The sequence below is a fragment of the Desulfomicrobium baculatum DSM 4028 genome, from assembly GCF_000023225.1.
In the GTDB taxonomy this organism is placed as follows: Bacteria; Desulfobacterota; Desulfovibrionia; order Desulfovibrionales; family Desulfomicrobiaceae; genus Desulfomicrobium; species Desulfomicrobium baculatum.
In genome coordinates this window covers 1,615,701-1,640,323 of record NC_013173.1, presented here as the reverse complement: position 1 = coordinate 1,640,323, position 24,623 = coordinate 1,615,701, and the positions used below count along the sequence as shown (strand labels likewise).

The window sequence follows — 24,623 nt, the reverse complement described above, 5'->3', positions numbered from 1 at the left end:
AATGCATTCAGGAGAACAGTTCCGGACGGCCGGTGATCTTGCGCACCAGGTCGCGGTAGTCCTGGGAGCCGTGCGAGCCCGGCGCGTATTCGAAAATGGTTTTTCCGTATGCCGGGGATTCCGAGAGCCGCACATTGTAGCGGATGGGCGTGCAGACGTATTCCCCGTACAGGTCTTTGAGCTTATCCAGGATGGCGTCGGGGTTCTTGATGCGCTTGTCCAAAAAGGTCGGCAGGATGTAGTTCAGTGCCACTTCACTGCGGTATTTCTGGATGGACGAGAGGTTTTTCAAGAATTCAACCAGTCCTTGAAGTGTCATGACTTCCAGGGAAACAGGCGTAATGAGTTCAAAGACATAGAAGAGAACATTGACCGTCAGCGGGTCCCAGCCCGGAGAGGTATCGACGATGACGAAATCGAAATCCTTTTCAACGGGCTCCAGGGCCTCGACCAGGGTCAGCTCGCCGCCGAAATCCTTGCGGTCGATCATGCGTTTAACGCCCGCAAGCGACCTTCCGCCGGCCAGCAGCCATAAATTTTCCCGGGCCTGAACAATGGTTTCGGCAGCAGGCAGTTCGCCTGTGACCAGTTCCGTCAGTCCTGCCTGGGTTTTTTGCCCCAACAGATAGGAAGCCTGGCCCTGGGTATCCGTATCGACCAGCAAAACCTTGTAACCGGCCAGGGCGAGGCCTGCGGCCAGGTTGACGGAGGTGGTGGTTTTTCCCACGCCGCCCTTGCTCAAAGTCACGCCTATTCGGCGCGGCCCGGTTTTTGGAGCTTCCGCTTCAGGGGCCGGCTCAGGCGCCGGTTCAAAAAGCGGGAATCGATGGCCGCAGGCTCTGCATTGCGCCACGGTGGCACCCACAGGTATCTTTGATTCATCGATGTTGTGCTCTTTTTTGCACTGCGGACAGATCACCTTCATTGACAGCCTCCTGCCGTAACTTCATTTTTTCTCGAGAATTTTTTTGATGATGGAGCTCTGGGCCCCTTTTTCCTCGATTTCCCTGAGCAACGTATTGACCGCGTAATTGACCAGATTGGATTTGGACGCCTTTCCTTTCGCCCCGGCAGGTAGCAAACGCTTCAGGATCACCTTGGCCTGGGTCAAACCGTCAAACACATCTTCGCGCAAATAATGGGTCGTTTTCTTCGTGCTGGCTCCCGCCTTCGATTTCAAGGGCAGGACTTTTTTTCTGGCTGCAGGCTGCGGAGTCTTGGGTGCCAGGCAGGCATGAATCAGGGAATCAAGCTCTTCCAGGCCGGGCACGGCCGCAAGGTTTCTGTCTTCCCGGAAAAGTTCGCCGAGAATGTCGTGCTGTTCGCGTGTGCTCATCTGTTTTCCCGCTTCAAGATTTTGTTGCGACGCTTGAAAGGACCGAACTCTTGATTTCGCTGACGACCCTGGTCATCCAGTCTATATATCCGGAATCATGGGTGTTTATGATCTCCATGCCGCAAATGAGGGTATCCCCTTCGTAGGGCGAGATATGCACGATCCTGACGTCGACGTGGAACGAGCGGTCCGGAAAGATGATCTGTACCCCGTTCAAAACGCTGCCGATCACGAAGGCGTCGGGGCTCGTCACCAAAAGTCCGATGCCGTACATGGACAGGTCCTTTACGGAATGTTTCAGCCCGTCATGATTCATGGTCACAAGCCCATGGGGCACCGGTACGCGAAAAGATTTGCGCACGACCTTCTTTCCCTCGTTATCGCAGGCGATAAGCAGGCTTGAATCGTCGCCTGTCCGAGCCGTTTTCGCGCCCGTATCGTCTTGTCCTACCTTGCTGTTCATGCAACACCTCCAAAGACCGTGGCTGGCAATTTATCCATGACCCGATGCCGGGCCGATGTATTTCGGCAGGCAACGATTGGCAATGATGTATTATTGCCCTTGATTTTATTGAAAATCAATCCCTCGACGCAAACGTAAAAAATCGCGAAAAGCACAGTTCGGCGGCCGTGAATCTGCAGAAATTCCGGAGGAACATGTACAGACTCAAAATTATAAGCGTAGGCAAACTCAAGAAAAATTACTACCTTGACGCTATTGCTCACTACGCAAAAATGCTCAAGCCAGTCGTGCGTATCGATGTCCAGAATGTCAAGGATTGCCCGCGGGCCGAAGGGGCCCAAAGAAAACGCCTGGAGTCCTTGCGCATCCTGGAGAAAGTAGGCCCCAAGGACACTCTGGTGGCCCTGCACGAGACGGGAAAGCTCTTCACATCGCTGGATTTCGCCTCATTTTTGCGCCCGTTGCTTGAAAATCCCGTCGGGGAGTGCTGTTTCGTTATCGGCGGGGCGCTGGGGCTGTCGCCGGAGCTGTTGGCCCGATCCCAGGTCCAGCTCAGTCTGAGCCCGCTTACCATGCCGCACGAACTGGCCCAGGTGGTGCTTTACGAGCAGCTTTTCCGGGCCACGACCATCATGGCCGGGAGGACGTACCATTATTGATCGTAATTGTTGGGCATATTTTGGAATAAATGCCTTTTTCCGCTCTTATACGGTTCGCGCCATTTCCCTGAATCCGATCTCCTGCTCCGCCAGTCCTCGGCACAGTTCCCCGAAAGCCACGTCCAAAAGCCGAACCCTCTCCCCTGTCTCGCCGCCGGTGACGGTCAGGGTTATGTCCAGTTCAGGCGTCATGCCGACGGTCGAGGCCAGGGACTTGATGTAGACCCGGGGATGCCTTGGAACCACCTTGCGCAAGATCGGTTCCAGAAGGGATTCGTCGTTGCAGCGCACGCGCAGGGCCCGGCAGAGGGACCCCCCGTCGCCGAAGGTCTGATTCATGAACTCCTGCAGGGAGGACTCAATGATGTTTTTGAGTTCCGAGGGTACTCCCGGCAGCGAGATGATGGCGGTCCGCCCCGTCCGCAGCAGCACGCCGGGCGCGGTCCCGCCCGGGTTGAAGAGTGGCACGGAGCCCCTGGGCAGCCAGGCCATTTTTTCGCGGCCCGGGTTGAGTCCGCCCTGGGCCATGATGCCCGAGGCATGAAATTTGTCGTACTGCTCCTTGACCATGCGCAAGGCTTCGGGATGCAATTCAAGCGGCAAGCCCAGCCCTTGGGCCACGGCGGACAGGGTCAGATCGTCGGCTGTCGGGCCGAGCCCGCCGGACGTGAAGATGACGTCCGCCCCACGTTCCAGCGCGCGCCCGACCTCGGCCGCGATTTCATCCACATCGTCGCGCAGCATGGTCCCGCGCGCCACATGCCCTCCCCTGGAGTTGATCAGTCTGCAGAGCCAACTCGTATTGGTATCCTGGATGTCGCCGATGAGAATTTCATTGCCGATGACCAGAATCTCCACAATCGCCGAATAGGTCATGCTTTCCCCCTGTGCCGAAATTGTCCCGTTGCCACGGCTCACATACCTGCAGGCCCATGCCCCGACAATAAAAAAGGGAGCATCCGAAGACGCTCCCTCGCTTGGTGCCGGATTTTGGAGTCTATTTGACCTTGCCGGCCTTCCAGGCCTGAATCAGCTGATCGTAATCAACCGTTTCGCCCTTGGGCTTCTCGTTCTCAAGCTTGGGCTTGGGAGCGCCGGGCTGGTCGAGCCAGTACTGCTCGTCCCGGGGCTCGTTCATTTTCGGGCCGCAATCGCCCTGAACATTGGCGCGCTCCAGGCGTTCCAGAATCTTGTCCTGTTCGGCGGCCAGGTTGTCCATGGCGGTTTCAGGGGTGACTTCACCGGAGACGGCTTCACCGATGTTCTGCCACCACAGCTGGGCCAGTTTGGGGTAATCGGGCACGTTGGTGCCGGTGGGCGTCCAGGCCACGCGGGCCGGGCTGCGATAGAACTCAACCAGACCGCCGAGCATGGGGGCGCGGTCCGTGAAGGACTGATGACGGATGTCGGAATCGCGAACCGGGTTCAGGCCGACATGGGCTTTCTTGAGCGAGGTCGACTTGGCCACGCAGAACTGCGCGAAGAGCCAGGCGGCCTTGCGGCGATCAACAGGAGTGCTCTTCAGGAGCGTCCAGGAACCGCAGTCCTGATAGCCGAGCTTCTGCCCTTCTTCCCAGTACGGGCCATGAGGGGAGGGAGCCATGCGCCACTTGGGCGTGCCGTCGTCGTTGACCACGGGTGTGCCCTTCTCGACCATGGAGGCCGTGAAGGCGGTGTACCAGAAGATCTGCTGGGCCACGTTGCCCTTGGCCAGGCTTGGCAGGGACTGATAGAAGTCCATGCCCAGGGCGCCGGGAGGTGCATAGAGACGCAGCCAGTCCATGTACTTGCGCAGGGCGTACTTGGCGGCCGGGCCGTTGGCTGCGCCGCCACGGGATACGCTGGCGCCGACAGGACGGCAGCCGTCCACGCGGATGCCCCATTCATCGACGGGCACGCCGTTGGGGATGCCCTTGTCGCCGGCTCCGGCCATGGACAGCCATGCGTCGGTAAAACGCCAGCCAAGATCGGGAGCCTTCTTGCCGTAATCCATGTGACCGTAAATGGCCTTGCCGTCGATTTCCTTGACGTCGTTGGTGAAGAATTCGGCGATGTCTTCGTAGGCGGACCAGTTGACCGGCACGCCCAGCTCATAGCCGTATTTGGCCTTGAACTTTTCTTTGAGTTCGGGACGCTGGAACCAGTCGTAACGGAACCAGTACAGGTTCGCGAACTGCTGGTCGGGCAGCTGATAGAGCTTACCGTCGGGGCCGGTGGTGAAGGATTTGCCCATGAAGTCGTCGATGTCGAGGGTCGGCAGGGTCACGTCCTTGCCTTCGCCCGCCATCCAGTCCGTCAGGTTGACCACTGCGCCGTAGCGGAAATGCGTGCCGATGAGGTCGGAGTCGTTGACGTAACCGTCGAAAACGTTCTCGCCGGACTGCATCTGGACCTGCAGCTTCTCAATGACGTCACCTTCCTGGATCAGGTCATGAGTGACCTTGATGCCAGTGATGTCATAGAATGCCTTGGCCATGACCTTGGACTCATATTCATGAGTGGGAATTGTTTCGGAGACAACCTTGATCTCCAGGCCCTTGAAGGGGGCGGCCGCTTTCATGAACCATTCCATTTCCTTCATCTGCTCATCTTTGCTGAGCGTCGAAGGCTGAAACTCCTCTTCGATCCATTTTTTCGCCGCCGCCTTCTGGGCCGCCTCATCGGCAAAGCCTAAAGTGGTGACGCCCAGGAACGCCGCGATGAGCATTCCGGTTAAGAGAACACGTCGAACTTGCATACGGACCTCCATTTGCGGTTATTACAATAAACCCCAAAACGCCGCTTCCGCCCTGCTCCTGTCACCGCGCTGGTGTCCTGATCTCAACCCCAGCGCATGACGGCGACAAGAAAAAGCACGGATATCATGGTAGCGATCCAGACAGCCAGTTCCGTCAGGCCAAGCCAGGCCAGATGGATGTATGCGCTACCCAGAAGGCTTATGAACAGACGGTCCCCACGGGTGGTGACCAAGGGCAGAAATCCCTGGCGGGCAATGCTCGGAGAGATGATCTGCCAGATGGTCATGCTGATGAGCATGAGCACGATGAAAATGAAAAATCCTGCCGTGACAGGCGTCCAGGCCATCCAGGCGATATTCATGGCTGCCCTCCTAAACCCGGCCCAGGGCGAAGCCCTTGGCCAGATGGTTGCGTACAAACCAGATGACCAGAGCGCCGGGCACGATGGTCAGGATGCCGGCCGCTGCCAGGAGGCCCCAGTCCAGGCCCGAGGCGCTGACCGTGCGGGTCATGGTCGCGGCGATGGGTTTGGCCACGGTGGTGGTCAGGGTACGGGCCAGAAGCAGCTCGACCCAGCTGAACATGAAGCAGAAGAACGCGGTCACGCCGATGCCGGCACGGATGAGCGGGATGAAGACGGCCAGGAAGAAACGCGGGAAGCTGTACCCGTCGATGAAAGCCGTCTCGTCGATCTCGCGCGGCACTCCGGACATGAACCCTTCCAGAATCCAGACCGCCAGCGGCACGTTGAAGAGGCAGTGCGCCAGGGCCACAGCGATGTGCGTATCGATCAGATTGAAGGTCGAATAGAGCTGGAAGAACGGCAGCAGAAAGACGGCCGGAGGAGCCATGCGGTTGGTCAGCAGCCAGAAGAAGACGTGCTTGTCGCCGATGAAACGGAAGCGCGAGAAGGCGTAGGCGGCGGGCAGCGCCGTGACCAGCGAGATGACCGTATTGATGCTGACATAGATCATGGTGTTGATGTAACCCGAATACCAGGACGGATCCGAGAAAATCTTGGCATAATTGCCCAGGGTCATGGAACTCGGGAATAGCTCGAAGGAGCGCATGATGTCCGCGTTGGTGCGCAGAGACATGTTCAGCATCCAGTAAATGGGCAGCAGCAGGAGCGTGAGATAGAAAATCAGGACGAAATGACGTTTTCTCATGACTTGTCTCCCGTGCCCACGGCCTGCAGAGCCTGATAGAAAAGCCAGCAGAAAAGCAGGACAATAAGGAAGTAGATGATGGAGAAGGCCGCGGCCGGCCCGAGATCCATGGCCGTCGAGAGCTTGACCAGATAGATGGACAGAAAGGTTGTGGCGTTGCCGGGTCCGCCGCCGGTCAGCACAAAGGGTTCGGCATAGATCAGGAAGCTGTCCATGAAGCGGAGCAGCACCGCGATGGTCAGCACCCCGCGCATCTTCGGGAGCTGGATGAAGCGGAACACGGCCCAGCGGCTGGCCCCGTCGATCTTTGCCGCCTGATAGTAGGCGTCGGGGATGGAGCGCAGACCCGCGTAGGCCAGCAGAACCACCAGCGGCGTCCAGTGCCAGACCTCCATGAGCATGACCGTGATCCAGGCATGCAGGGGATTGGCGGTGTGGTCGAAGCTCAGCCCCAGACTGTTGATGGTCGCCCCGAAGAGGCCGATGTCAGGCCGGGTGAAGATGATCCAGATGGTCCCGATGACGTTCCAGGGAATGAGCAGCGGCAAGGCCAGGAGCACCAGGCAGGCTGAAGCGGTCCAGCCCTTGGCCGGCATGGTCAGGGCGATGGCGATGCCGAGCGGAATCTCGATCAGAAGGACCAGGCCCGAAAAGATGAGCTGTTTGACGAGCGCGTCATGCAGGCGGGAATTGGTCAGCATCTCGCGAAACCATTCCGTGCCGACAAAAATGCTCTGACCGGGCCCAAGGATGTCCTGAACCGAATAGTTGACCACGGTCATCAGCGGGATGATGGCGCTGAAAGCCACGATGACGAAGACGGGCAGGATAAGAAACCAGGCCCTGTTGTTTTCCCATTTTTCCACGCCCACCTCCTACTTGACCAGATACTGGTCGCGAAAAAGCTTGGTCCGCTGCGGCGGAAAGACAACCCAGCAGCTGTCGGCCGGAATGGGCCGCCCTTCGGGGACCCTGACCTTGAGCTTGGATGAGCCCGACTCCACGGTCACGATGCGGCTGCTGCCTTCGAACTCGACAGAGACGATTCGTCCGGCCACGGCCCCGTCACGGGGCGCGTCCGACAGTTCGAGGTACAGCGGGCGGATGCCGATCTTAAATTCGCCCTGTCCCGCCTTGGCGGCTACGGCCGGATCAAGGGGGATGCTGCCGCAATCGAGCACGGCCTGGTTTCCCTCAATCGTGCACGGCAAGAGATTCATGCCCGGACTGCCGATGAAATACCCGACAAAGGTATGCGCCGGGTCCTCAAAGAGCTCGTCCGGCGAGCCGATCTGCAGGAGCGCGCCATCGTACATGATGACGATATTGTCGGCAAAGGTCATGGCTTCGGTCTGATCGTGGGTCACGTAGATGAGCGTCAGTCCGAATTGCTGGTGGATTTCCTTCAATTTGCGGCGCAGCTGCCATTTGAGGTGCGGGTCGATGACGGTCAGGGGCTCGTCAAAAAGAATGGCGGCCACGTCTTTTCGCACCAGTCCCCGGCCGAGGGAAATCTTCTGCTTGGCGTCGGCGGCCAGGCCGCTGGCCCGTTTGTTCAGGTAGGGGCTCAGGTCCAGGATCTCCGCGATCTCATGCACCCGTGCGCGCACCTCGCCCTCCTCCACCTTGCGGTTGCGCAGCGGAAAGGCCAGATTGTCGAAAACCGTCATGGTGTCGTAGAGCACCGGGAACTGAAAGACCTGCGCGATGTTGCGTTTTTCCGGCGGCAATTTGGTCACGTCCTTGCCGTCGAAGAGCACACGCCCCTGGCTTGGGGTCAACAGGCCCGAGATGATGTTGAGCATGGTGGTCTTGCCGCACCCGCTGGAACCCAGCAGCGCGTAAGCGCCCCCGTCTTCCCAGACCGTCTGCACTTTCTTGATTGCGAAATCGTCATCGCTGGCGGGTTTGGACCGGTAGCTGTGGGCGATGTTCTCAAGTTCGATTTTGGCCATGAAAAAATCCTTTATTTGGCGCTTTGGGCGCACGTGGCGGGACATGCAGGTGCCTTGACCAGACGGTCGTCCTCACCGAACACGTAGACATCGCAAGGACGGACAAAGACTGAAATTTCCTGCCCGACCTTGTAGGTTCTCACTCCCTGCTCCTGCAGGACCAGGGACCTGTTGCGATAGTGGAAATGCACAAAGGTTTCGGAGCCGTTGATTTCGGCCAGTTCGACAACGGTGCGGATCTCCACGTCCTCGCTGGTCTTGCGAGTGAGATTGAAATGGTGCGAGCGGATGCCGAATTTGTAGACGCCCGGAGTCAGGTCGCACAGATGCCCGCTCAGGGGCAGATCGATGCCTATGCGCAGATGGGCCTTGGCCGAATCGACCTCGGCGGTGATGAAATTGATGGGCGGATCGCTGAAGACTTCGGCGACCTGCGTCGTGGCCGGGTGATGGTAGACGTCGGCCGTGGGGCCGGTCTGCAGCACCCTGCCCTCGTGCATGATGATGATGTTGCCGCCGAGCATGAGGGCCTCGGTGGGCTCGGTCGTGGTGTAGACCACGATGGACTCGCGCTGGCCGAAGATCTGCTGCAATTCGTCGCGCAATTCCTCGCGCAGCTTGTAGTCGAGGTTGACCAGGGGTTCGTCCAGAAGCAGAAGCTGGGCCTCCTTGACCAGGGCCCGTGCAATGGCCGTGCGCTGCTGCTGGCCGCCGGAGAGTTCGGCCGGAAGACGGTCGAGCAACGGTTCAAGATGCAGCATCCGGGCTGTCTCCATGACCCGCTTCGTGATCTCGGCCTTTGGCATCCCTGCAATGCGCAGAGGCGAGGCGATGTTGTCGAAAATTGTCTGGGATGGGTAGTTGATGAACTGCTGGTAGACCATGGCAATGCTGCGGCGGCGTACCGACACGCCAGTCACGTCCTTGCCGTGGGCCAGGACCTTGCCCTTTGAAGGACGATCAAGCCCGGCCATGATGCGCAAGAGTGAGGTCTTGCCGGCCTGGGTGCGGCCCAGCAGCACATATCGCTGGCCTGTTTCAAAATTGAGCGAAATGTCTTTGAGGTACGTTTCGCCGTCCACGATTCTGTCAATGGAATCAAGCTGAAGCCCCATGCGGCTCCTCCGTGGCAGGGTATGAATTCCGGCATCTGGATGAAGGCCGGAGCGTGTTCAAAAGCCCATAGCAAACGAAAATATTTTTCTCAACTGAAAAAGAAAATTGGTCAGTTAACCTATTTTTTTTCGTAAACACTCAAATTTCCGAATCTTCATCGACGTGCAGTTTCACGTTCCCGCGTTTCATCTGCTCAAGCACGCTCGCCGGCGGCGTCTTGTCCGTGAACAGGGAGTCGATTTCCTCGATGTTGCCCAGGCGCACCATGGCGTTGCGACCGAATTTGGTATGGTCCGTGACCAGGAAGACCTGTCTGGAATTTTCCATGATGGCCCTGGCCGCGCGCACTTCCCGGTAGTCGAAGTCAAGCAGCGTGCCATCCATGTCGATGCCGCTGATGCCGATGATCCCGAAGTCGACCTTGAACTGGCGGATGAAGTCGATGGCCGCCTCGCCGACGATGCCTCCGTCATGATGCCGGATCAGGCCGCCGGCCACGATAATCTCCACCTCCGGGTTTCCCGTCAGGATGGAGGCCACATTGAGGCTGTTGGTGATGACTCGCAGGTTCTTGTGTCCGCCCAGGGCCCGGGCCACCTCTTCGGTGGTGGTGCCGATGTTGATGAAGAGCGACGACTTGTTGGGGATGGCCCTGGCCACCATCTGCCCGATGACCCGCTTTTCGGCCAGGCAGAGCACTTTTCGGTCCAGGTAGTCCATGTTCTCCGTGCTCAGGCATGGCCCCGCCCCGCCGTGATAGCGCTGCACGAGGCCCTTGGCGTTCAGGGTGTTGATGTCCCGGCGCACGGACTGCGGGGTGATGCCGAAATGGTCGGCCAGGGATTGGATGGTGGCGAAACCCGTCTCCCGGACCATGCGGATCATTTCGGCATGGCGTTGACGGACCGTGACATGCCGGGCTCCCGTGTCCTGGCCTTCGCTTTTGTCGGGGCGGGCGTTATGCATACCTACTCCTTTCGTTTCCGAAAAAAAAACTACATGAAGTGTCGTTTTAAGAAAAAAATTCTGGCAGAATGCACCGGCTCATGTTAAAAAATCTCCCCAGAAGGCGGCATGCTCCGCGAAAGCTGTTAACATGGCTTGTTTCCCATTGCCAGCATGATTTCCCAGCACCCGAACGCACGCCGGAAGTGCGTAGGCCAAGATTTCATCTTTTCGTTTGTTTTCGTATTCTTATTTTTTTGACTCTTCTTAAGGATATCCATGACCATACTTACAACCCGGGTTCTCATCATCGGTGCCGGTGTCACCGGCGCGGGATTGCTGCGCGATCTCGCTCTGCGCGGGGTGCAGGCGCTTCTGATCGAACAGCGCGACGTCAATTCAGGCGCATCCGGCGGGAACCACGGCCTCTTGCACAGCGGCGCGCGCTATGTGGCCTCGGATGTGGAGGCTGCGGTCGAATGCAGGGAAGAAGGCGACATCCTGCGCCGACTCGCGCCGCAGTGCATAGAGGACACCGGAGGGCTTTTTGTGGCCGTGCGCGGAGACGACGAAAAGTATGCCTCTGATTTTTCCGCTCTTTGCGCCAAAAGCGGCGTTCCCTGCCGTGGACTGGAATTGAGCACGGCCCGCGCCATGGAACCCGCCCTGTCGGAGAATCTCATCGCCGCCTTTGCGGTGCAGGACGGCGCGGTGGATCCGTTCATGCTCTCCCTCGATAACATCGCCCAGGCCTTGAGCCTGGGGTGCTTTGTGCGCCGCAATCTCGCCGCCGTGTCCATGGAAGTGCAGGACGCACGCGTCACCCTTGTGCGCTGCCGGGATATAACCACAGGCGCCGAGGTCCTGATCGAAGCCGAACTCGTGATCAACGCCTCGGGGGCCTGGGCAGGACGGATCGCGGCCCTGGCCGGGGCGCACATAAACATACTCTATTCCATGGGCAGCCTCATCATCACCCAGGACCGCATCGCCACCCGGGTCATCAACCGGCTGCGTCCGCCTTCGGACGCGGACATCCTTGTGCCCGGCGGCACCGTGTCCATTCTCGGCACCACTTCCATCCGGGTGCCAACCCCCGACGGATGCAGGCCCAGCGTGGCGGAAACAGACCGCATTATCGACGACGCCCGCCACATGCTGCCCATCCTGGAGCGCACGCGCTTCATCCGCGCCTACGCCGGAGTCCGCCCCCTGGTTTCCCTCGGCCCGGCCGGGGACGACCGCGCGGTCAGCCGTGGCTTCTCGCTCATCGACCACGCCGATGAGGGCGTGTCGAATTTTATGACCATCACCGGCGGTAAGCTGACCACGTATCGGCTCATGGCCGAAAAAGCGGCGGATCTGGCCTGCGCGAAACTCGGCGTGTCCGCGAAGTGCCGGACGCGCACGGAGCCGCTCCCGCCCTCCACCATGGGCAAGTGGACGGAGCCCGGCCGGGGCCCGAAAAGCTGGATCGAAAGCCGGACCGAAGACGACATCGTGCTGTGCGAATGCGAGATGGTTTCGCGCAGGGTCATCGATTCCATCGTGGACGAGGCCAAGGACATGCGCGGCCGTTCCATGCTCAAGGCCATCGGCATGCGCAGCCGGGTCGGCAAGGGGCCGTGCCAGGGCGGGTTCTGCGGACCGCGCATCACCGGGCACCTCTATGACCGCGAGGTTTCCACCGGGACGCAGGGGCTGGCGGAGCTGAAAACCTTCACCGAGCGCCGCTGGAGAGGCTTTTCGCCGATCCTCTGGGGCGTGCCGCTCATGCAGGCCGACTTGCAGGAGGCCCTGCATTGCGGGGCCATGGACTTGGAGTTCGGGCCCGCCCCTTCGACCAGGGACGAGGAGAGTGAAAAATGCCCTGCCGCGGCCGTCAAGGAGCAGCCATGAAAACATATGATGTCATGGTCATCGGCTCCGGCTTCGCCGGCATGGCCGCGGCGCTTTTCGCCGCCAGGCGCGGCCTGTCCGTGGCCCAGACAGGAGCCACGGGCGGCATTGATTTCAGCACCGGATTCATCGACCTGTTGGCCGTGCATCCCATCACGGAGCAGAAAGTCTGGGAGGACCCCTTTGCCGCGCTGGCCGCCCTGCGCCGTGATCTTCCGGCGCACCCCTACTGCCGGGTGAGCGACGCGGAGATTTGCCGGGCACTGGAGGAATTCACCCTTTTTCTGGGCGAACACGGGCTTTGTTATCGGGGCCGCGCCGGGAAGAACACCCTGACCTTGACCTCCGCCGGGACCATGAAGCCCACCTACCTCATGCCCTGCACCGCCTGGAACGGGGTGGAGGCATGGGAAGCGAAGGCCCCCGCGCTGATCGTCGATTTTCATGGCCTCAAGGGTCTCAGCGCAAGACAGATCGCGGAAGTGCGGAAAGATTCCTGGCCGGAGCTGAAAGTGGCGCGGATAAAATTTCCCGGCATGAGCGGGGAGCTGTATCCCGAACACATGGCCTGGAGCATGGCCGACCCGGCGCGCCGGGCCGAACTGGCGATAAGCGTCGCGCCGCTGGCCGGAGACGTCGATTATGTCGGCTTCCCGGCCATCCTGGGCATGACCGACACCGCCGCCGTGCTGCGGCACCTGGAAGAATTGCTCGGCAAACGGGTCTTCGAGATCCCTACCCTGCCCCCCTCCATCGCCGGGCCCCGGCTGCGCGCCGCCTTCGATCGGGGCCTGCCGACCCTGGGAGTGCGTACCTATACGCAGAAGCTGATCACAAGGGCGGTGTGTTCGGATGAGGGATTCCATTTTACCGCCGGAAGCGGTTCGACATCCGTGGAGCTTTTCGCGCGCAGTGCCATCCTTGCCAGCGGCCGCTTTTTCGGCAAGGGCCTCAAGGCGGACCGTCATCGCATTCAGGAGGCGGTCTTCGATCTGCCCGTGACCCAACCCGAAGATCGCAGCCTCTGGCACAGGCCCGAATTTTTCGATCCGCGTGGACACGAGGTCAACCAGGCCGGGGTCGAGACCGACGAGGCCTTGCGGCCGCTCAACGCGCAAGGCCGGGTCTTTCACCCGCGCCTGCATGCCGCGGGCGCGATCCTGGCCCATCAGGACTGGATGCGCATGAAGTGCGGTGCCGGGCTGGCCATCGCCACTGCCTACAAGGCGGTGGCCTCTTTGTAATTTCAAACCAGTGGAGCCTGCATGGACTTTTTTTCCATCGGTCTCACCCTTGCGTGCATCAGCGCGGTCGGTGGCATCCTCTGGCGGGTGCGCGGATGGCGTACGCGCGGATCAGCAGTCGCAAAGCCGGGACCCGGAGGACCGCGCCAGGGCACATTCCGCGCAGTCTGGCGCGGACTGGCCGATCTGGTCTTCCTGCGCCGCACCCTGCGTCAGGGTTTTCTTCGCTGGAGCGGGCACATGTTCCTGGTGCTTGGCTTTCTTCCTCTTCTTGTCCTGCACGCCATGGACGGGGTCGTCACCCGTCCCCTCATCGCCGGGTACGAACCAACCCTCGACCCCTGGCAATTTCTGCGCAATCTCTTCGGGCTGCTCAGCGTTTTCGGCCTCGCACTCCTTTTCTGGAATCGCTGCACAAAACTCAAAAAAGTAAGCATACCGCAAGACTGGGCGCTCCTTGCGGTGGTTTTTGGCCTGCTCCTTTCCGGTTTTTTTCTCGAATCATTCAAGATCATGTCCGCCGGCGATTTCACGCGCATGACGGACTATTATTTTGTCGAGGAGGAACCCGGCGAGCTGATCTCCCTCAAAGCCTACTGGGCCAGGGAAAATGGCGTGCGTTTCAAGGAATTCATGCCGACAGCCCCTGAAATGATGGAGCTTGGCGCCGAGCTGCACGAGAATCACTGTGCCGGATGCCACGCCCCCACGTCCTCGGCCTTTGTTTCCCGCTCCATGACCGCGCTTGTGCCTGCTTCCTGGAATATCGCCGATCAGGGGCGCGACCTGTTCTGGTATGTGCACGTCGGCCTCGCCTTTCTTGGCCTTGGGCTTCTGCCTTGGGGCAAGTTCTTTCACCCCGTTGCGACGGGAGCCAACCTGCTTGTGCGAGGCGGACGCGTGAAAAGCCGTGCGGATACGCCGCCCTTATCACGCGGCCTGGGCCTGGACGCCTGCACCCGCTGCGGCCAATGCAGCCTGCATTGCAGCGTCGCGCCGATCCATAGGGTCATGGGCAACGCGGATATTCTGCCCATGGACAAGCTCTCGGATCTGCGCCGCTATCTGGGCGGCAGGCTTTCGCCCGCCCGCACAGCCTCTCTGACGGAGGGAAGTCACATCTGCACCGAATGTCTGCGCTGCACGGAGGTCTGCTCCGCCGGCATCGATCTGCAGGACCTCTGGATGGCCTCCAAGAAAGCGCTTACCGAGGCGGGCCGGGCCGGGGTTGACGGTGAAATCCGCAAGCGAACGGCCGGTGAATGGTCCAGGGAGCTTGGCTCGCGCGATCCGGGCAGGATCGGCAGCACAGGGGCCGGTCTTGCGGACCGGGCCGAATCCTTCTGGGGCTGCGTGCAGTGCACGACCTGTACGGGGGTCTGCCCCGTGGTCGCGGTCAGCGAAGACCCGTCCCGCGATCTGGACCTCGCCCCGCAGCAGATCATGAACCTTTTGCGCATGGGTCTCAAAGCCCAGACCCTGGGCGCGCGCATGGTCTGGAGCTGCACCACCTGCTACAAATGTCAGGAGCACTGCCCCCAAGGCGTGCCCGTGGCCGACATTCTGTACGAGCTGCGGCAACTGGGCGCGGAAATCCTGCGCAAGAAAGAGGGCCGGTCATGAAATACGCCTATTTTCCGGGCTGCAAGATCGCCCACCATCTGCCGGAGTACGGAAAAAGCGTGGAGGCGGTCTGCGCCCATCTCGGGCTGGAACTGGTCAAGCCCGAGTTCAACTGCTGCGGCTACCCCGTGCGCCACGAGAGCCGGGACGCATCCGTCTATTCGGCCCTGCGCAACCTCGCCCTGGCGGCAAATCGAGGCCTGGATCTGATGACGCCATGCAAATGCTGTTTCGGCAATTTCCAGCAGGCGCGGCATCAGGTCGATCATGATGAAAAGCTCATGTGTCGCATGAAGAATATGCTGAAAGAGGACGGGCTTGATTTTCCCGCTACGACCCGTGTCCGGCATCTGCTGCAGGTACTTGACGACAATCTGTCCAGCGTGGCCGGCGCCGTGAGCCGTCCGTTGCGGAATCTGAAAATTGCCTGCCATTACGGATGCCATGCCTTGCGTCCCGAAAACATCACCCATTTCGACGACCCTCTGGCGCCGACGCTTTTCGAGCGGCTGATCGCCGTCACCGGAGCCGCTGCCCTGCCCTGGGACCTGCGGCTGGAATGCTGCGGGTATCCGCTGCGCGGCCGCGACGAGGGTATCGCGGATCTTCTGGTGGCCAAGAAATTGGCCGGCGCCAAGGCGTCCGGCGCGGATGTGCTGGCCACGGCCTGCACGTATTGCCAGTTGCAGTTCGGGGCCGAGAATACAAAAAGGCCTGGGACCATACCGGCCGTCCCCTACCCCCAGATTCTGGGTCTGGCCCTGGGGCTGGATCCGGACGACCTCGGGATTCTACCCGGCGATGTCGTCGCTTCGTGGTTTGAGAACACATGAAATTCCTGTAGGAAGATACATCCAAGGAGGAGAGCACATGGCCCGCTACGTAGGAGCAGTCGATCAGGGAACCACCAGCAGCCGTTTCATCATTTTCGACGAGCACGGCCGCATCGTCGGCATGGATCAAAAAGAGCATGAGCAGATTTATCCGAAACCCGGCTGGGTCGAACACGATCCCATGGAGATCTGGAACAACACCCAGGACGTCATCCGGGGAGCGCTGGCCAAGTCCGGGATCAGAGGCTCCGATCTCTCGTCCATCGGCATCACCAACCAGCGCGAGACCACCGTGGTCTGGGACCGCTTCACGGGCAAGCCCTACTACAACGCCATTGTCTGGCAATGCACCCGCACTCACGAAATCTGCAAGCAGCTCATGGCCGACGGCGGTCAGGACCGTTTCCGCCTCGTGACCGGACTGCCCGTGGCAACCTATTTTTCCGGACCCAAGATGCGCTGGATTCTGGACAACGTGCCCGAGGCCCGCGCGGCCGCAGATAAAGGCAACGCCCTCTTCGGCACCATCGAGACCTGGATCATCTGGTGGCTGACCGGCGGTCCCAAAGGCGGCGCGCATGTGACCGACGTGACCAACGCCAGCCGGACCATGCTCATGGACCTCAAAACGCTGAGCTGGGACGAAGAAATCCTGAAGATCATGGACATTCCGCTGCAGGGTCTGCCGCGCATTGTGCCCTCCTCCGACAGCGAGACCTGGGGTCCCACCAGCGAGGACGGCCCCATCGGCGCGCGCGTGCCGGTCTGCGGAGCCGTGGGCGACCAGCAGGCCGCCCTTGTGGGGCAGACCTGCTTCGCGCCCGGCGAAGCCAAGAACACCTACGGCACGGGTTGCTTCCTGCTCATGCACACGGGTCACGAGCCCATCCAGTCAAAACACGGACTGATCACCACGCTGGCCTATCAGTTCAGCGGCCGCAAGCCGTCCTACTGTCTTGAAGGCTCCATCGCCATTGCCGGGGCCCTGGTGCAGTGGCTCAGGGACAACCTGCAGATGTTCTCGTCGGCCCCGGAGATAGAGACTCTGGCCCGGAAAGTTGAGGATACGGGCGGCATGTACATTGTCCCGGCCTTTTCCGGTCTTTACGCCCCCTACTGGCGGCCCGACGCGCGCGGCGTCATGGTCGGCCTGACCCGCTACATCAACCGCAACCATTTCGCCCGGGCCGTGCTTGAGGCCACAGCCTACCAGACCAAGGACATCGTCCTGGCCATGAACAAGGACTCCGGCGTGGACCTGAAAACCCTCAAGGCCGATGGCGGCATGGTCTTCAACGAACTGCTCATGCAGTTCCAGGCGGACATCCTGAACGTACCCGTGGTCCGGCCCAAGGTGGCCGAAACCACCTGCCTGGGCGCGGCCTACGCCGCAGGCATCGCCTCGGGCTTCTGGTCCGGTCGCGAGGAGCTCTACAACAACTGGGAAGAGGACAAACGCTGGGTTCCGGATATGGAGGAAGAGAAACGCAGGGAGTTGTTCGCAGGTTGGCAAAAGGCCGTAACCAGGACTTTTGATTGGGTCGAATGACGAATTCGAGCAGCACCACGCCACATGAAAACGTCCGCAGCGCCCCGCTCCGGACGTTTTCATTTTTGGTCCTTCCGGAAAATATGTGGGTAACGTGTTCAAACTGACCTTGGGTACAGATCAAGTCCACCGCAGAAAAAGTAGATCGCCGTCTTGAAATGATCCTTGTTGCTGTACCCACACGCCTTTCGCTTGATGCTCATGATTTTGCTGTTCAACCCTTCGGCGACGCCGTTGGTGATCCGGTGGCGGCAGAAAGTCAGAATATTTTCAAGATGCCGCGAAAGTAACTGTCCAACCCGCTTCATTGGTTCCAAGCCGGAACGATCAATCCATTTTATCCAACGCTTGAAGAATCTGCGTCCCCATCCAGGAGACATATAGTCCCACAGTGACTGCAAATTCTCTTTCATGGCCCATGCCTTGGCCACATTGAGATCGCTGGCCTTAAGGACGTCGAATGTCGGCTGATGCTGGGCAGGCAAGTTCTCAGGGCGAAACAGCCAAAGATACTTGGTCCCTTTGAGGGTTTCGTCGCCCTGAGCCATCAGGGCCTTATGTTCTTGCTTGCGCACTTTATCCACGGCTTCGTTCACGTGCTTCATGACATGAAATCTGTCGTGGACGATTTTGGCTCCGGCATCCGGCACGTGCGCCATGGTCGCCGTGAAATATGGCTCCCACATATCCATTGCGATGGCCCGTATGGAATCCAGTTGGCCGGGTGAGAGGCTGAGGTAATATCCCTCCAGGCTGCTCTTCTTCCGCTCTTCGGAAACATGCTCGACCGTACTGCGCATAAGGTCGCAGACTATGGTCATGTAGGAGTGCCCTTTGCGGAATGCTTTCTCGTTCACTCCGAGATAGTGAATCGGCTGGGCCTCCTTGCGCGAAAGACCTCGTCGAACAGCCCGCTCCATTACTCCCCAAACCTCATCCCATGTGAGTTTCAGCAAGCGCCGAAAACCATCAACTGTCGCGCACTCCGTGAGCACATCTATAATCCAGCGCTCCATGAGCAATGTGAAGCGAGACCGTGGTTCAGCCCAGGGTACAAGCACCTGGTGCACTCCATGTTCCGGGCATTCCACTCGCGGAACTCGGGCATGAAGTAACGTCTTGAATTGACATGTATCCAGGTGACGCCAGACACGCTCGCCTACATGGTCCCGGCAGGGCAGAAGTTTGCCGCATTCTGGGCATGGCCAGCGCTCGCCTGGACCATGGTCTAGCCAAATATCAACACTATTCTCGGCTATTTTCAGATCAACCTTGTCAACAAACCAAGGCGCTTTGACTCCAAGAATCTGTGCGTAAAGTTCGGTGTCTCTCATCGGCGTCCTCCGTGAGAAGACTCCTAAGCAAGTCATTTACTCACAGCAATTCCGGAAGGACCAAAATCAACTATCATACCGCCAATAGTAATGTCTTCATCCAACTCTTTTGCAACGGCCTGTGATTTCTGATTTGTTATTCTGTCTTTCGTGACAAGAAATGACCCGCATCTTAAGTCTGCTGGGCAGGAGATCGATGTCGTCATATAGTGTGATTATGTCGAATGTGACGGAACGTCGGTGATGGATTTCTTACTCAAGGGTGCTCTCTTATTCCGATTAATCAAGCGAATCAGTAAAATGTACTAAGGCATCGGCAGGCACAGGAGTTGTCATGGAGATTGCATGGTTATGGTCACCCTAGCGTGCTGGAGTCGGATTCGGAGCGGGGGGGGGGCGGTTCGTTTTGTCCGGCTCTCACAATTGAAGGGGGGAACACAATGGATGATGAAATAAAATCAAAAGCATTACTTATCCAAGAACTTACAGAATTGCGTTCGCAATTTGTCACCTTGAAAAAATCGATGACTGAGTCAAAATCCGATGTGCTTTTGACAGAGGAAGCCCTGAACTACGCCCAAAGTATCCTGGAAACCATACGAGAACCGCTTCTGATTCTGGATAAAGACATGAAGGTTATCTCGGCAAGTCGTAATTTTTATAACACCTTCAGTGTAAATCCTGATGAGACGATAGGGAGTGTTCTCTATGATCTTGGTAACAAGCAGTGGGATATTCCAAAACTACGGGAATTACTTGAGACAATAATTCCCCGAGAAACAAATTTTGGAAACTACGAAGTTGAACACGTTTTTGATTCCATCGGCAGACGGGTCATGCTTTTGAATGCCCGGCAGATTCAGCGCACTTCGGACAAAGATCCGATCATCCTGTTGGCTATTGAGGATATCACTGAACGTAAGCGATTGGAGGATTTGTTAGCGGATTCTGAAGAGCGTTATCGACGTCTTTTTGAGACAGCCAATGATGGGATTGTGCTGCTAGAAAAACGTGAAGGAACGATAACTCATGCCAATCCGGCATTCGAGAAGATGTTTGGCTATAACGTAAAGGAAATTCTTGGAAAGCATCTAGAAGATATTGGCATTTTTCTCGAAAACAGTGATTTCCAGATTATAATGCAAAAATTAAGAGATACAGGCGTAATAAATTATGATGATGTCAGTATAAAAACAAATTTTAATCTTGATATCGATACAGATATATATTTAGTTGATAGAGCATCTTTAGTACAATGCAATATTAGAGACATGACTCAGAACAAAATAAATTTAAAATCTCTTATACGGGCAACAAAACAAGCTGAGATAGCGAACATAGCAAAATCCGAATTTCTTGCCAATATGAGCCATGAAATTCGCACCCCACTCAACGGTATTATGGGCATGATTCAGCTTCTGGATGGCACACCTGTCGGTGCTGATCAAAATAAGTATATTGAGTTGGCTTTGACGTCGTGCAACCGCCTGACCCGTTTACTTTCAGACATTCTGGACTTGTCTCGAATTGAAGCGGGCATGATGGAAATCCACGAATCAAAATTCCGCTTTGCGGATTTGCGTAACTCAATCTTAGGACTCTTCGCCGTGGAATCCTTGACCAAGGCTGTCACTTTAAAATGCATTATTGATCCAACCATTCATCCCGAAGTTATTGGTGATGAAGGGAGGGTCCTCCAAATTTTATTCAATTTAGTTGGAAATGGATTAAAGTTTACAAAAGAAGGTTCTGTCACTGTTGAAATAACTCCATTGGGATCAGAAAAAAATAATGATTACAGAGTTCTGTTTACTGTTTCTGATACAGGAATTGGTATACACGAAGATCATCTTAAAAACCTATTCAAACCTTTTGTCCAGATAGAAAAATCCTATACTCGTAAGTACCAAGGAGCTGGACTTGGCCTGTCTATAGTCAAAAAGCTTGTCCATTTGATGGGTGGAAGCATTGAAGTTGATAGCGTTGTCGGTGAAGGAACGTCAATGAACGTAGTTTTACCTTTCAAACAGTCGATCGAAGCGAGCATATTAAAGCATCAAACCGTACAGATTGCGGAAAAGCAAAAATTGCGAATTCTTCTGGCTGAAGACGATCCATCCAACCAGTTTGCAATGATCAAACTGCTGGAGAAGGCAGGAAATGAAGTGATGCTGGCAGAGAATGGCAAGCAGGCCATTGACCTGCTGAAGATTCACGACTTTGACTGTATACTTATGGACGTGCAGATGCCCTTGATGGACGGCTTGGAGGCGACGAAGACTATTCGTTCCTCAGCGGATCTTGGCCCCAAAAAGGACATACCGATCATTGCCATGACCGCCTATGCCATGAGGGGAGATAGGGAGACGTTCCTAAAATGGGGAATGAGCGATTATGTTGGGAAGCCGGTGCGAATGGATGATTTGGCGGTGGCCTTAGACCGCGTAACCGCCTTCAGTCGCTCGGGATGAACAGTAGATTATTGTTTGTGCTCAAAGCAAAAACGCGTGCATAAAAAGCTGGAGACTCCCGGATTTTAGAGCCTACATCCTGATGCGAATCATGAATTTCCGAACAGGGGATTGCTCGACTCCACTCGCTAGATCCAACTTAAACGCAAAATATGACGAGGCAGGTCGCGCCAGAATTCAGTCGCAGGTTCGGGGCATGCAGAGGGCGGCGTAATCACGCAGGCAAACCAATTATCCGCACGGAGCGCTACCCACATATTTTCCGGAAGGACCTCATTTTTTCGGAAATGGTGCTGATCGAGACATTGGCCTAGTCCTTTGCATGACTTCACGCTCGGACTGCCGCGCTTCTCTACTGGCGCCGGATGCCGAATTTGCGCATGCGGGCGCGCAGGGTGCTGGGGTTGATTTCAAGGAGCGCCGCGGCCCCGCTTTTGCCTTCAATGCGCCAGCCGGTCTTCCGGAGCACCTGCAGGATGTGGTCGCGTTCCAGATCGACCAGGGCTTTGATGTTTCCATCAACCGGCACCGTCTTTCTCGATGTTTCAAACCTGTCCAATATTTGCAGGGAGCTTCCGGGACTGGTGATCACCGCCCGCTCAACGACGCTTTCCAGTTCCCGCACATTTCCGGGCCAATGATATTCCTGCAGCGCGTTCAGGGTATTTTTGGGCACGGTTTTGATATTCTTGCCGGTCTTCTTGTTGAATTTGGCCACAAAAAAATTGATGAGCAACGCGATGTCGCCGTCGCGCTGACGAAGCGGAGGAATCGAGATAGGAAAAACATTGAGTCGATAGAAAAGGTCTTCCCGGAACCTGCCCTTGCGGATCTCATCCTGCAGATTCCTATTGCTGGCCGCTATGATGCGGACATCAACCTTGATTGTGCGGGGACTGCCCAGCCGCTCCATCTCTCCATCCTGAATGACTCGCAGCAGCTTGCTTTGCAGCTCAAGCGGCATCTCCCCGATTTCATCGAGAAAGATGGTGCCTCCGTCGGCCAGTTCGAAGCGCCCCAACTGCTGTGCGTTGGACCCGGTGAACGCGCCCCGTTCCCGCCCAAAAAGTTCGCTCTCGATGAGATTGGCCGGCAGCGCCGCGCAGTTGACCGTGATCATGGACCGGCCCTTGCGGGCACTGCGGGCATGGATGGCCCGTGCGACCAAGCCTTTGCCGGTGCCGGTCTCGCCCAGCAGAAGAACTGTCGCATTCAGTGGCGACACCTGTTCAATTTGCTCGAACATGTTCACGATGGAGTCGCTTTGACCGATGATCTCTCCGAAGTTGTACTCTCTCGCAACCTCCTGCCGTAGGCAGATGTTCTCAGCCTGAAGCCGGTCTTTGAGCTGATTTATCTCCTTATTCGCAGCCCGGAGCTCGTACGTCCGTTTTTCGACCCGGAGCTCCAGTTCGTCGTGAGCCTTTTGAAGTTCGACTTCGAACCGTACCCGCTCGGAGATATTGAGGTGCGTGATGACCGCACCGTTCTCCCCGCCGAGACCCAAAGGCGCGACGGTCATGAAAAACCATCGCTCCTCCTGCGGACTGTGGCAGGGATATTCCATCATGAACTGCTCACTTGTGCCATTCAACACGGCCTCAATACCGCGCAGGGCCACCTCCGCCAAGGAATCCTTGCCGGCGGTGGCTCGACGGCAAACTTCACAGTAGTTGGCACCCACAGTAACCGAGGGTGATCCGTCCGCATCATTGTGACGGGCAAACTCTTCCCAGGCATGATTCACGGCGATAATGCCGCCTTGACGGTCAATCACTGCAATATGCGCAGGCAATGCCTGCAACGTTTTGCGATTCAGTTCTTCGCTTGCGCGCAGCGCAGCTTCAGCCTGTTTCAAGCGGCTGATATCCAGATTGATGCCGGCCCAACAGACAATCTCGCCGTTTTCATTTCTGACCGGCACCCCTCGCGCCAGAATGGGGTACCATTGCCCATCCGCACCGCGATAACGATGCTCAATATCCCAAATGCCTTCGCTTTTTACGCACTCTTTCCAGGCGGCGATGGTGCGTTCGGCATCATCGGGGTACAGTGCATCGCCCCAGCCGAAGTTGGAGCATTGCTCCTGGGTTATGCCGAGCAGGTTGAGCAGAGACTCACTGGCGTAAATGTTTCGTCCATCAGGGGCGCAAACCCAGACGCCGTATTCAATGGACTCGCCGATGGCGCGATACAGCCTCTCACTTTCGCGCAGTGCCCTCTCCGTTTGTTTGTGCGCAGTGACGTCGATGATCGTGACGAAACACTCGGTGGAATCACGCGCAACCGCATCCGCCCGCACGAAAAGTGCCGGGGCATGCTTGCTCTTGAGGGTGAACTCGCAGGATTCTTTAACCTGGCTTGCAAACACCCGGTCGAGAAAATCAGAAAAAACACGGGAGGCTTCATTCAAGACAAAGAGTTTAAAGTCCAGACCGAGCAAGACACTCTGTTCAAGCCCCAAGAGAACGGCGCCAGCGAGATTCACGGTGCGAATCTCTCCCCCGCGGTTGAGGGTAAAATAGCCGATGGGTGCAAAAGCGTAGAGATCTGTGTATTTCTCCAGCGACCGAGTCAGCTCATCTTTGCCTCGACTCGATTCTTTATTCCGCATCTCAAGTTCTATCAGCTGAACCGCGAGTTCCTGCACCATTCGTCTCGCATCCGCCTCGGTGTGGGGCGAATACAATTCAGCAGACTTCATTTTAAACTTCTTTTCCGCTTGCTTGCGGAGCCTGGATAGAGACTGGTTTTGGCCGTTGCTTAACTTCATCTTCTGGCTCCATGCATATTGAATCATTTATTCTTAGTAAGCATTTTTTATAATAAAATAATATTTAAAAAAATAAGTAATATTTTTAAAATATATATCAAAGTAAATTTTTTATAAATTATAAGAATAAATTAAAAACAATTCATTAATTATCGCAAAAAATAATAAAATTATTAAAATATATTTTATTATTAAATATTTATTGATATAAATATTTTTCGTGCTTAATATAAATAAATATATATTTTAAAATTAAATTTGGAGTTAATAAACAAAAATTTTAATTTTATAACGGCACAAGAAGAATTTCAGAAAAGAATAAATATATAAAATATGAATCGAAATACATTTGAAGGTACAAAATGAAGATCTGTAAAACATCCATAAACATGAATATAAAAACAATGTCAACCCTTTAAAATGTATGACAGGGATTAATTCTCAATATCTGCCGGTATAATCGTACTATTTCTTGGGATATGTATAAAAATGACACGTCGCCAACACATCCTGCCA

Annotated in this window: 20 protein-coding genes; 7 read left to right on the top strand and 13 right to left on the bottom strand. The window is 56.8% G+C overall.

Translation table 11 applies throughout. From position 1 onward, the window contains the following. Window positions 1-7: 7 nt before the first annotated feature. From DBAC_RS07275 to DBAC_RS07265, 3 genes are read right to left on the bottom strand one after another with little or no spacing between them, the layout of a single operon-like run. Window positions 8-925, bottom strand: a complete 918-nt coding sequence (locus tag DBAC_RS07275; RefSeq protein WP_015773638.1) for an AAA family ATPase — start codon at window positions 923-925, stop codon at window positions 8-10. 21 nt (window positions 926-946) lie between these two features. After that, window positions 947-1,336 carry a hypothetical protein gene (locus DBAC_RS07270; protein ID WP_015773637.1) on the bottom strand — a complete coding sequence of 130 codons (390 nt, stop codon included), beginning with the start codon at window positions 1,334-1,336 and terminating at the stop codon, window positions 947-949. Window positions 1,337-1,349: 13 nt separating this feature from the next. Then, entirely contained in the window at window positions 1,350-1,799 is a 450-nt protein-coding gene (locus DBAC_RS07265) for a PilZ domain-containing protein (protein ID WP_015773636.1), read from the bottom strand. Between the two features lie 194 nt (window positions 1,800-1,993). On the opposite strand from DBAC_RS07265, the gene DBAC_RS07260 reads away from it, so the two are divergent. Next, window positions 1,994-2,458 carry a 23S rRNA (pseudouridine(1915)-N(3))-methyltransferase RlmH gene (locus DBAC_RS07260; protein ID WP_015773635.1) on the top strand — a complete coding sequence of 155 codons (465 nt, stop codon included), beginning with the start codon at window positions 1,994-1,996 and terminating at the stop codon, window positions 2,456-2,458. A gap of 45 nt (window positions 2,459-2,503) precedes the next feature. Here DBAC_RS07260 and DBAC_RS07255 read toward each other — a convergent pair whose 3' ends face one another. From DBAC_RS07255 to DBAC_RS07220, 8 genes are all read right to left on the bottom strand, one after another. Continuing rightward, the gene (locus DBAC_RS07255) at window positions 2,504-3,334 is read right to left on the bottom strand and encodes a competence/damage-inducible protein A (protein WP_015773634.1); all 831 of its coding nucleotides are present in this window, start codon (window positions 3,332-3,334) and stop codon (window positions 2,504-2,506) included. A gap of 121 nt (window positions 3,335-3,455) precedes the next feature. Next, window positions 3,456-5,195, bottom strand: a complete 1,740-nt coding sequence (locus DBAC_RS07250) for an ABC transporter substrate-binding protein (protein WP_015773633.1) — start codon at window positions 5,193-5,195, stop codon at window positions 3,456-3,458. 83 nt (window positions 5,196-5,278) lie between these two features. Next, a complete protein-coding gene (locus DBAC_RS07245; protein WP_015773632.1) occupies window positions 5,279-5,557 on the bottom strand; it encodes a DUF2160 domain-containing protein in 279 nt (92 codons plus the stop codon). Between the two features lie 10 nt (window positions 5,558-5,567). Beyond that, the gene (locus DBAC_RS07240) at window positions 5,568-6,365 is read right to left on the bottom strand and encodes a carbohydrate ABC transporter permease (RefSeq protein WP_015773631.1); all 798 of its coding nucleotides are present in this window, start codon (window positions 6,363-6,365) and stop codon (window positions 5,568-5,570) included. Continuing rightward, complete coding sequence (locus DBAC_RS07235) at window positions 6,362-7,231, bottom strand: carbohydrate ABC transporter permease (RefSeq protein ID WP_015773630.1); 870 nt, start codon at window positions 7,229-7,231, stop codon at window positions 6,362-6,364. The genes DBAC_RS07240 and DBAC_RS07235 overlap by 4 nt, the downstream gene beginning before the upstream one ends. A gap of 9 nt (window positions 7,232-7,240) precedes the next feature. Next, on the bottom strand, window positions 7,241-8,320 hold the full coding sequence (locus DBAC_RS07230) for an ABC transporter ATP-binding protein (protein WP_015773629.1): 1,080 nt from the start codon (window positions 8,318-8,320) through the stop codon (window positions 7,241-7,243). Between the two features lie 11 nt (window positions 8,321-8,331). Continuing rightward, window positions 8,332-9,435 carry an ABC transporter ATP-binding protein gene (locus DBAC_RS07225; protein ID WP_015773628.1) on the bottom strand — a complete coding sequence of 368 codons (1,104 nt, stop codon included), beginning with the start codon at window positions 9,433-9,435 and terminating at the stop codon, window positions 8,332-8,334. A gap of 139 nt (window positions 9,436-9,574) precedes the next feature. Beyond that, window positions 9,575-10,402, bottom strand: coding sequence for a DeoR family transcriptional regulator (locus DBAC_RS07220; RefSeq protein ID WP_015773627.1), 828 nt, complete (start codon window positions 10,400-10,402; stop codon window positions 9,575-9,577). A 258-nt stretch (window positions 10,403-10,660) separates the two neighbouring features. Here DBAC_RS07220 and glpA point away from each other — a divergent pair, with 258 nt between their 5' ends. Genes glpA through glpK form a run of 5 tightly spaced genes read left to right on the top strand, consistent with a single transcriptional unit; the run spans window position 10,661 to window position 17,529 of the window. After that, on the top strand, window positions 10,661-12,280 hold the full coding sequence (glpA, locus tag DBAC_RS07215) for an anaerobic glycerol-3-phosphate dehydrogenase subunit A (protein ID WP_015773626.1): 1,620 nt from the start codon (window positions 10,661-10,663) through the stop codon (window positions 12,278-12,280). After that, a complete protein-coding gene (gene glpB / locus DBAC_RS07210) occupies window positions 12,277-13,524 on the top strand; it encodes a glycerol-3-phosphate dehydrogenase subunit GlpB (protein ID WP_015773625.1) in 1,248 nt (415 codons plus the stop codon). The genes glpA and glpB overlap by 4 nt, the downstream gene beginning before the upstream one ends. A gap of 21 nt (window positions 13,525-13,545) precedes the next feature. Continuing rightward, window positions 13,546-15,147, top strand: coding sequence for a 4Fe-4S dicluster domain-containing protein (locus tag DBAC_RS17830; RefSeq protein WP_015773624.1), 1,602 nt, complete (start codon window positions 13,546-13,548; stop codon window positions 15,145-15,147). Beyond that, window positions 15,144-15,980 (top strand): CoB--CoM heterodisulfide reductase iron-sulfur subunit B family protein, encoded by an 837-nt coding sequence (locus DBAC_RS07200; RefSeq protein ID WP_015773623.1) that lies wholly within the window; start codon window positions 15,144-15,146, stop codon window positions 15,978-15,980. Before DBAC_RS17830 ends, DBAC_RS07200 begins: the two co-directional genes overlap by 4 nt. Window positions 15,981-16,017: 37 nt before the next feature. Further along, on the top strand, window positions 16,018-17,529 hold the full coding sequence (gene glpK, locus DBAC_RS07195) for a glycerol kinase GlpK (RefSeq protein ID WP_015773622.1): 1,512 nt from the start codon (window positions 16,018-16,020) through the stop codon (window positions 17,527-17,529). A gap of 98 nt (window positions 17,530-17,627) precedes the next feature. Here glpK and DBAC_RS07190 read toward each other — a convergent pair whose 3' ends face one another. Beyond that, on the bottom strand, window positions 17,628-18,863 hold the full coding sequence (locus DBAC_RS07190) for an ISL3 family transposase (protein ID WP_015773621.1): 1,236 nt from the start codon (window positions 18,861-18,863) through the stop codon (window positions 17,628-17,630). A gap of 440 nt (window positions 18,864-19,303) precedes the next feature. On the opposite strand from DBAC_RS07190, the gene DBAC_RS17825 reads away from it, so the two are divergent. Continuing rightward, complete coding sequence (locus DBAC_RS17825) at window positions 19,304-21,334, top strand: PAS domain-containing hybrid sensor histidine kinase/response regulator (RefSeq protein WP_015773620.1); 2,031 nt, start codon at window positions 19,304-19,306, stop codon at window positions 21,332-21,334. A 352-nt stretch (window positions 21,335-21,686) separates the two neighbouring features. On the opposite strand, the gene DBAC_RS17820 is transcribed toward DBAC_RS17825, so the two are convergent. Then, window positions 21,687-24,134, bottom strand: a complete 2,448-nt coding sequence (locus DBAC_RS17820; RefSeq protein ID WP_081434381.1) for a sigma 54-interacting transcriptional regulator — start codon at window positions 24,132-24,134, stop codon at window positions 21,687-21,689. Between the last annotated feature and the right edge of the window lie 489 nt (window positions 24,135-24,623).

Bases quoted from the DNA above. Each gene is read 5' to 3' on its own strand.
- DBAC_RS07230 (WP_015773629.1), bottom strand. From the start codon at position 8,320: ATGGCCAAAATCGAACTTGAGAACATCGCCCACAGCTACCGGTCCAAA.
- DBAC_RS07250 (WP_015773633.1), bottom strand. From the start codon at position 5,195: ATGCAAGTTCGACGTGTTCTCTTAACCGGAATGCTCATCGCGGCGTTC.
- DBAC_RS07275 (WP_015773638.1), bottom strand. From the start codon at position 925: ATGAAGGTGATCTGTCCGCAGTGCAAAAAAGAGCACAACATCGATGAA.
- glpB (WP_015773625.1), top strand. From the start codon at position 12,277: ATGAAAACATATGATGTCATGGTCATCGGCTCCGGCTTCGCCGGCATG.
- DBAC_RS07225 (WP_015773628.1), bottom strand. From the start codon at position 9,435: ATGGGGCTTCAGCTTGATTCCATTGACAGAATCGTGGACGGCGAAACG.
- DBAC_RS07190 (WP_015773621.1), bottom strand. From the start codon at position 18,863: ATGAGAGACACCGAACTTTACGCACAGATTCTTGGAGTCAAAGCGCCT.
- DBAC_RS17830 (WP_015773624.1), top strand. From the start codon at position 13,546: ATGGACTTTTTTTCCATCGGTCTCACCCTTGCGTGCATCAGCGCGGTC.
- DBAC_RS07270 (WP_015773637.1), bottom strand. From the start codon at position 1,336: ATGAGCACACGCGAACAGCACGACATTCTCGGCGAACTTTTCCGGGAA.
- DBAC_RS17820 (WP_081434381.1), bottom strand. From the start codon at position 24,134: ATGATTCAATATGCATGGAGCCAGAAGATGAAGTTAAGCAACGGCCAA.
- DBAC_RS07260 (WP_015773635.1), top strand. From the start codon at position 1,994: ATGTACAGACTCAAAATTATAAGCGTAGGCAAACTCAAGAAAAATTAC.
- DBAC_RS07255 (WP_015773634.1), bottom strand. From the start codon at position 3,334: ATGACCTATTCGGCGATTGTGGAGATTCTGGTCATCGGCAATGAAATT.
- DBAC_RS07200 (WP_015773623.1), top strand. From the start codon at position 15,144: ATGAAATACGCCTATTTTCCGGGCTGCAAGATCGCCCACCATCTGCCG.
- glpK (WP_015773622.1), top strand. From the start codon at position 16,018: ATGGCCCGCTACGTAGGAGCAGTCGATCAGGGAACCACCAGCAGCCGT.
- DBAC_RS07240 (WP_015773631.1), bottom strand. From the start codon at position 6,365: ATGAGAAAACGTCATTTCGTCCTGATTTTCTATCTCACGCTCCTGCTG.
- glpA (WP_015773626.1), top strand. From the start codon at position 10,661: ATGACCATACTTACAACCCGGGTTCTCATCATCGGTGCCGGTGTCACC.
- DBAC_RS07220 (WP_015773627.1), bottom strand. From the start codon at position 10,402: ATGCATAACGCCCGCCCCGACAAAAGCGAAGGCCAGGACACGGGAGCC.
- DBAC_RS17825 (WP_015773620.1), top strand. From the start codon at position 19,304: ATGGATGATGAAATAAAATCAAAAGCATTACTTATCCAAGAACTTACA.
- DBAC_RS07245 (WP_015773632.1), bottom strand. From the start codon at position 5,557: ATGAATATCGCCTGGATGGCCTGGACGCCTGTCACGGCAGGATTTTTC.
- DBAC_RS07265 (WP_015773636.1), bottom strand. From the start codon at position 1,799: ATGAACAGCAAGGTAGGACAAGACGATACGGGCGCGAAAACGGCTCGG.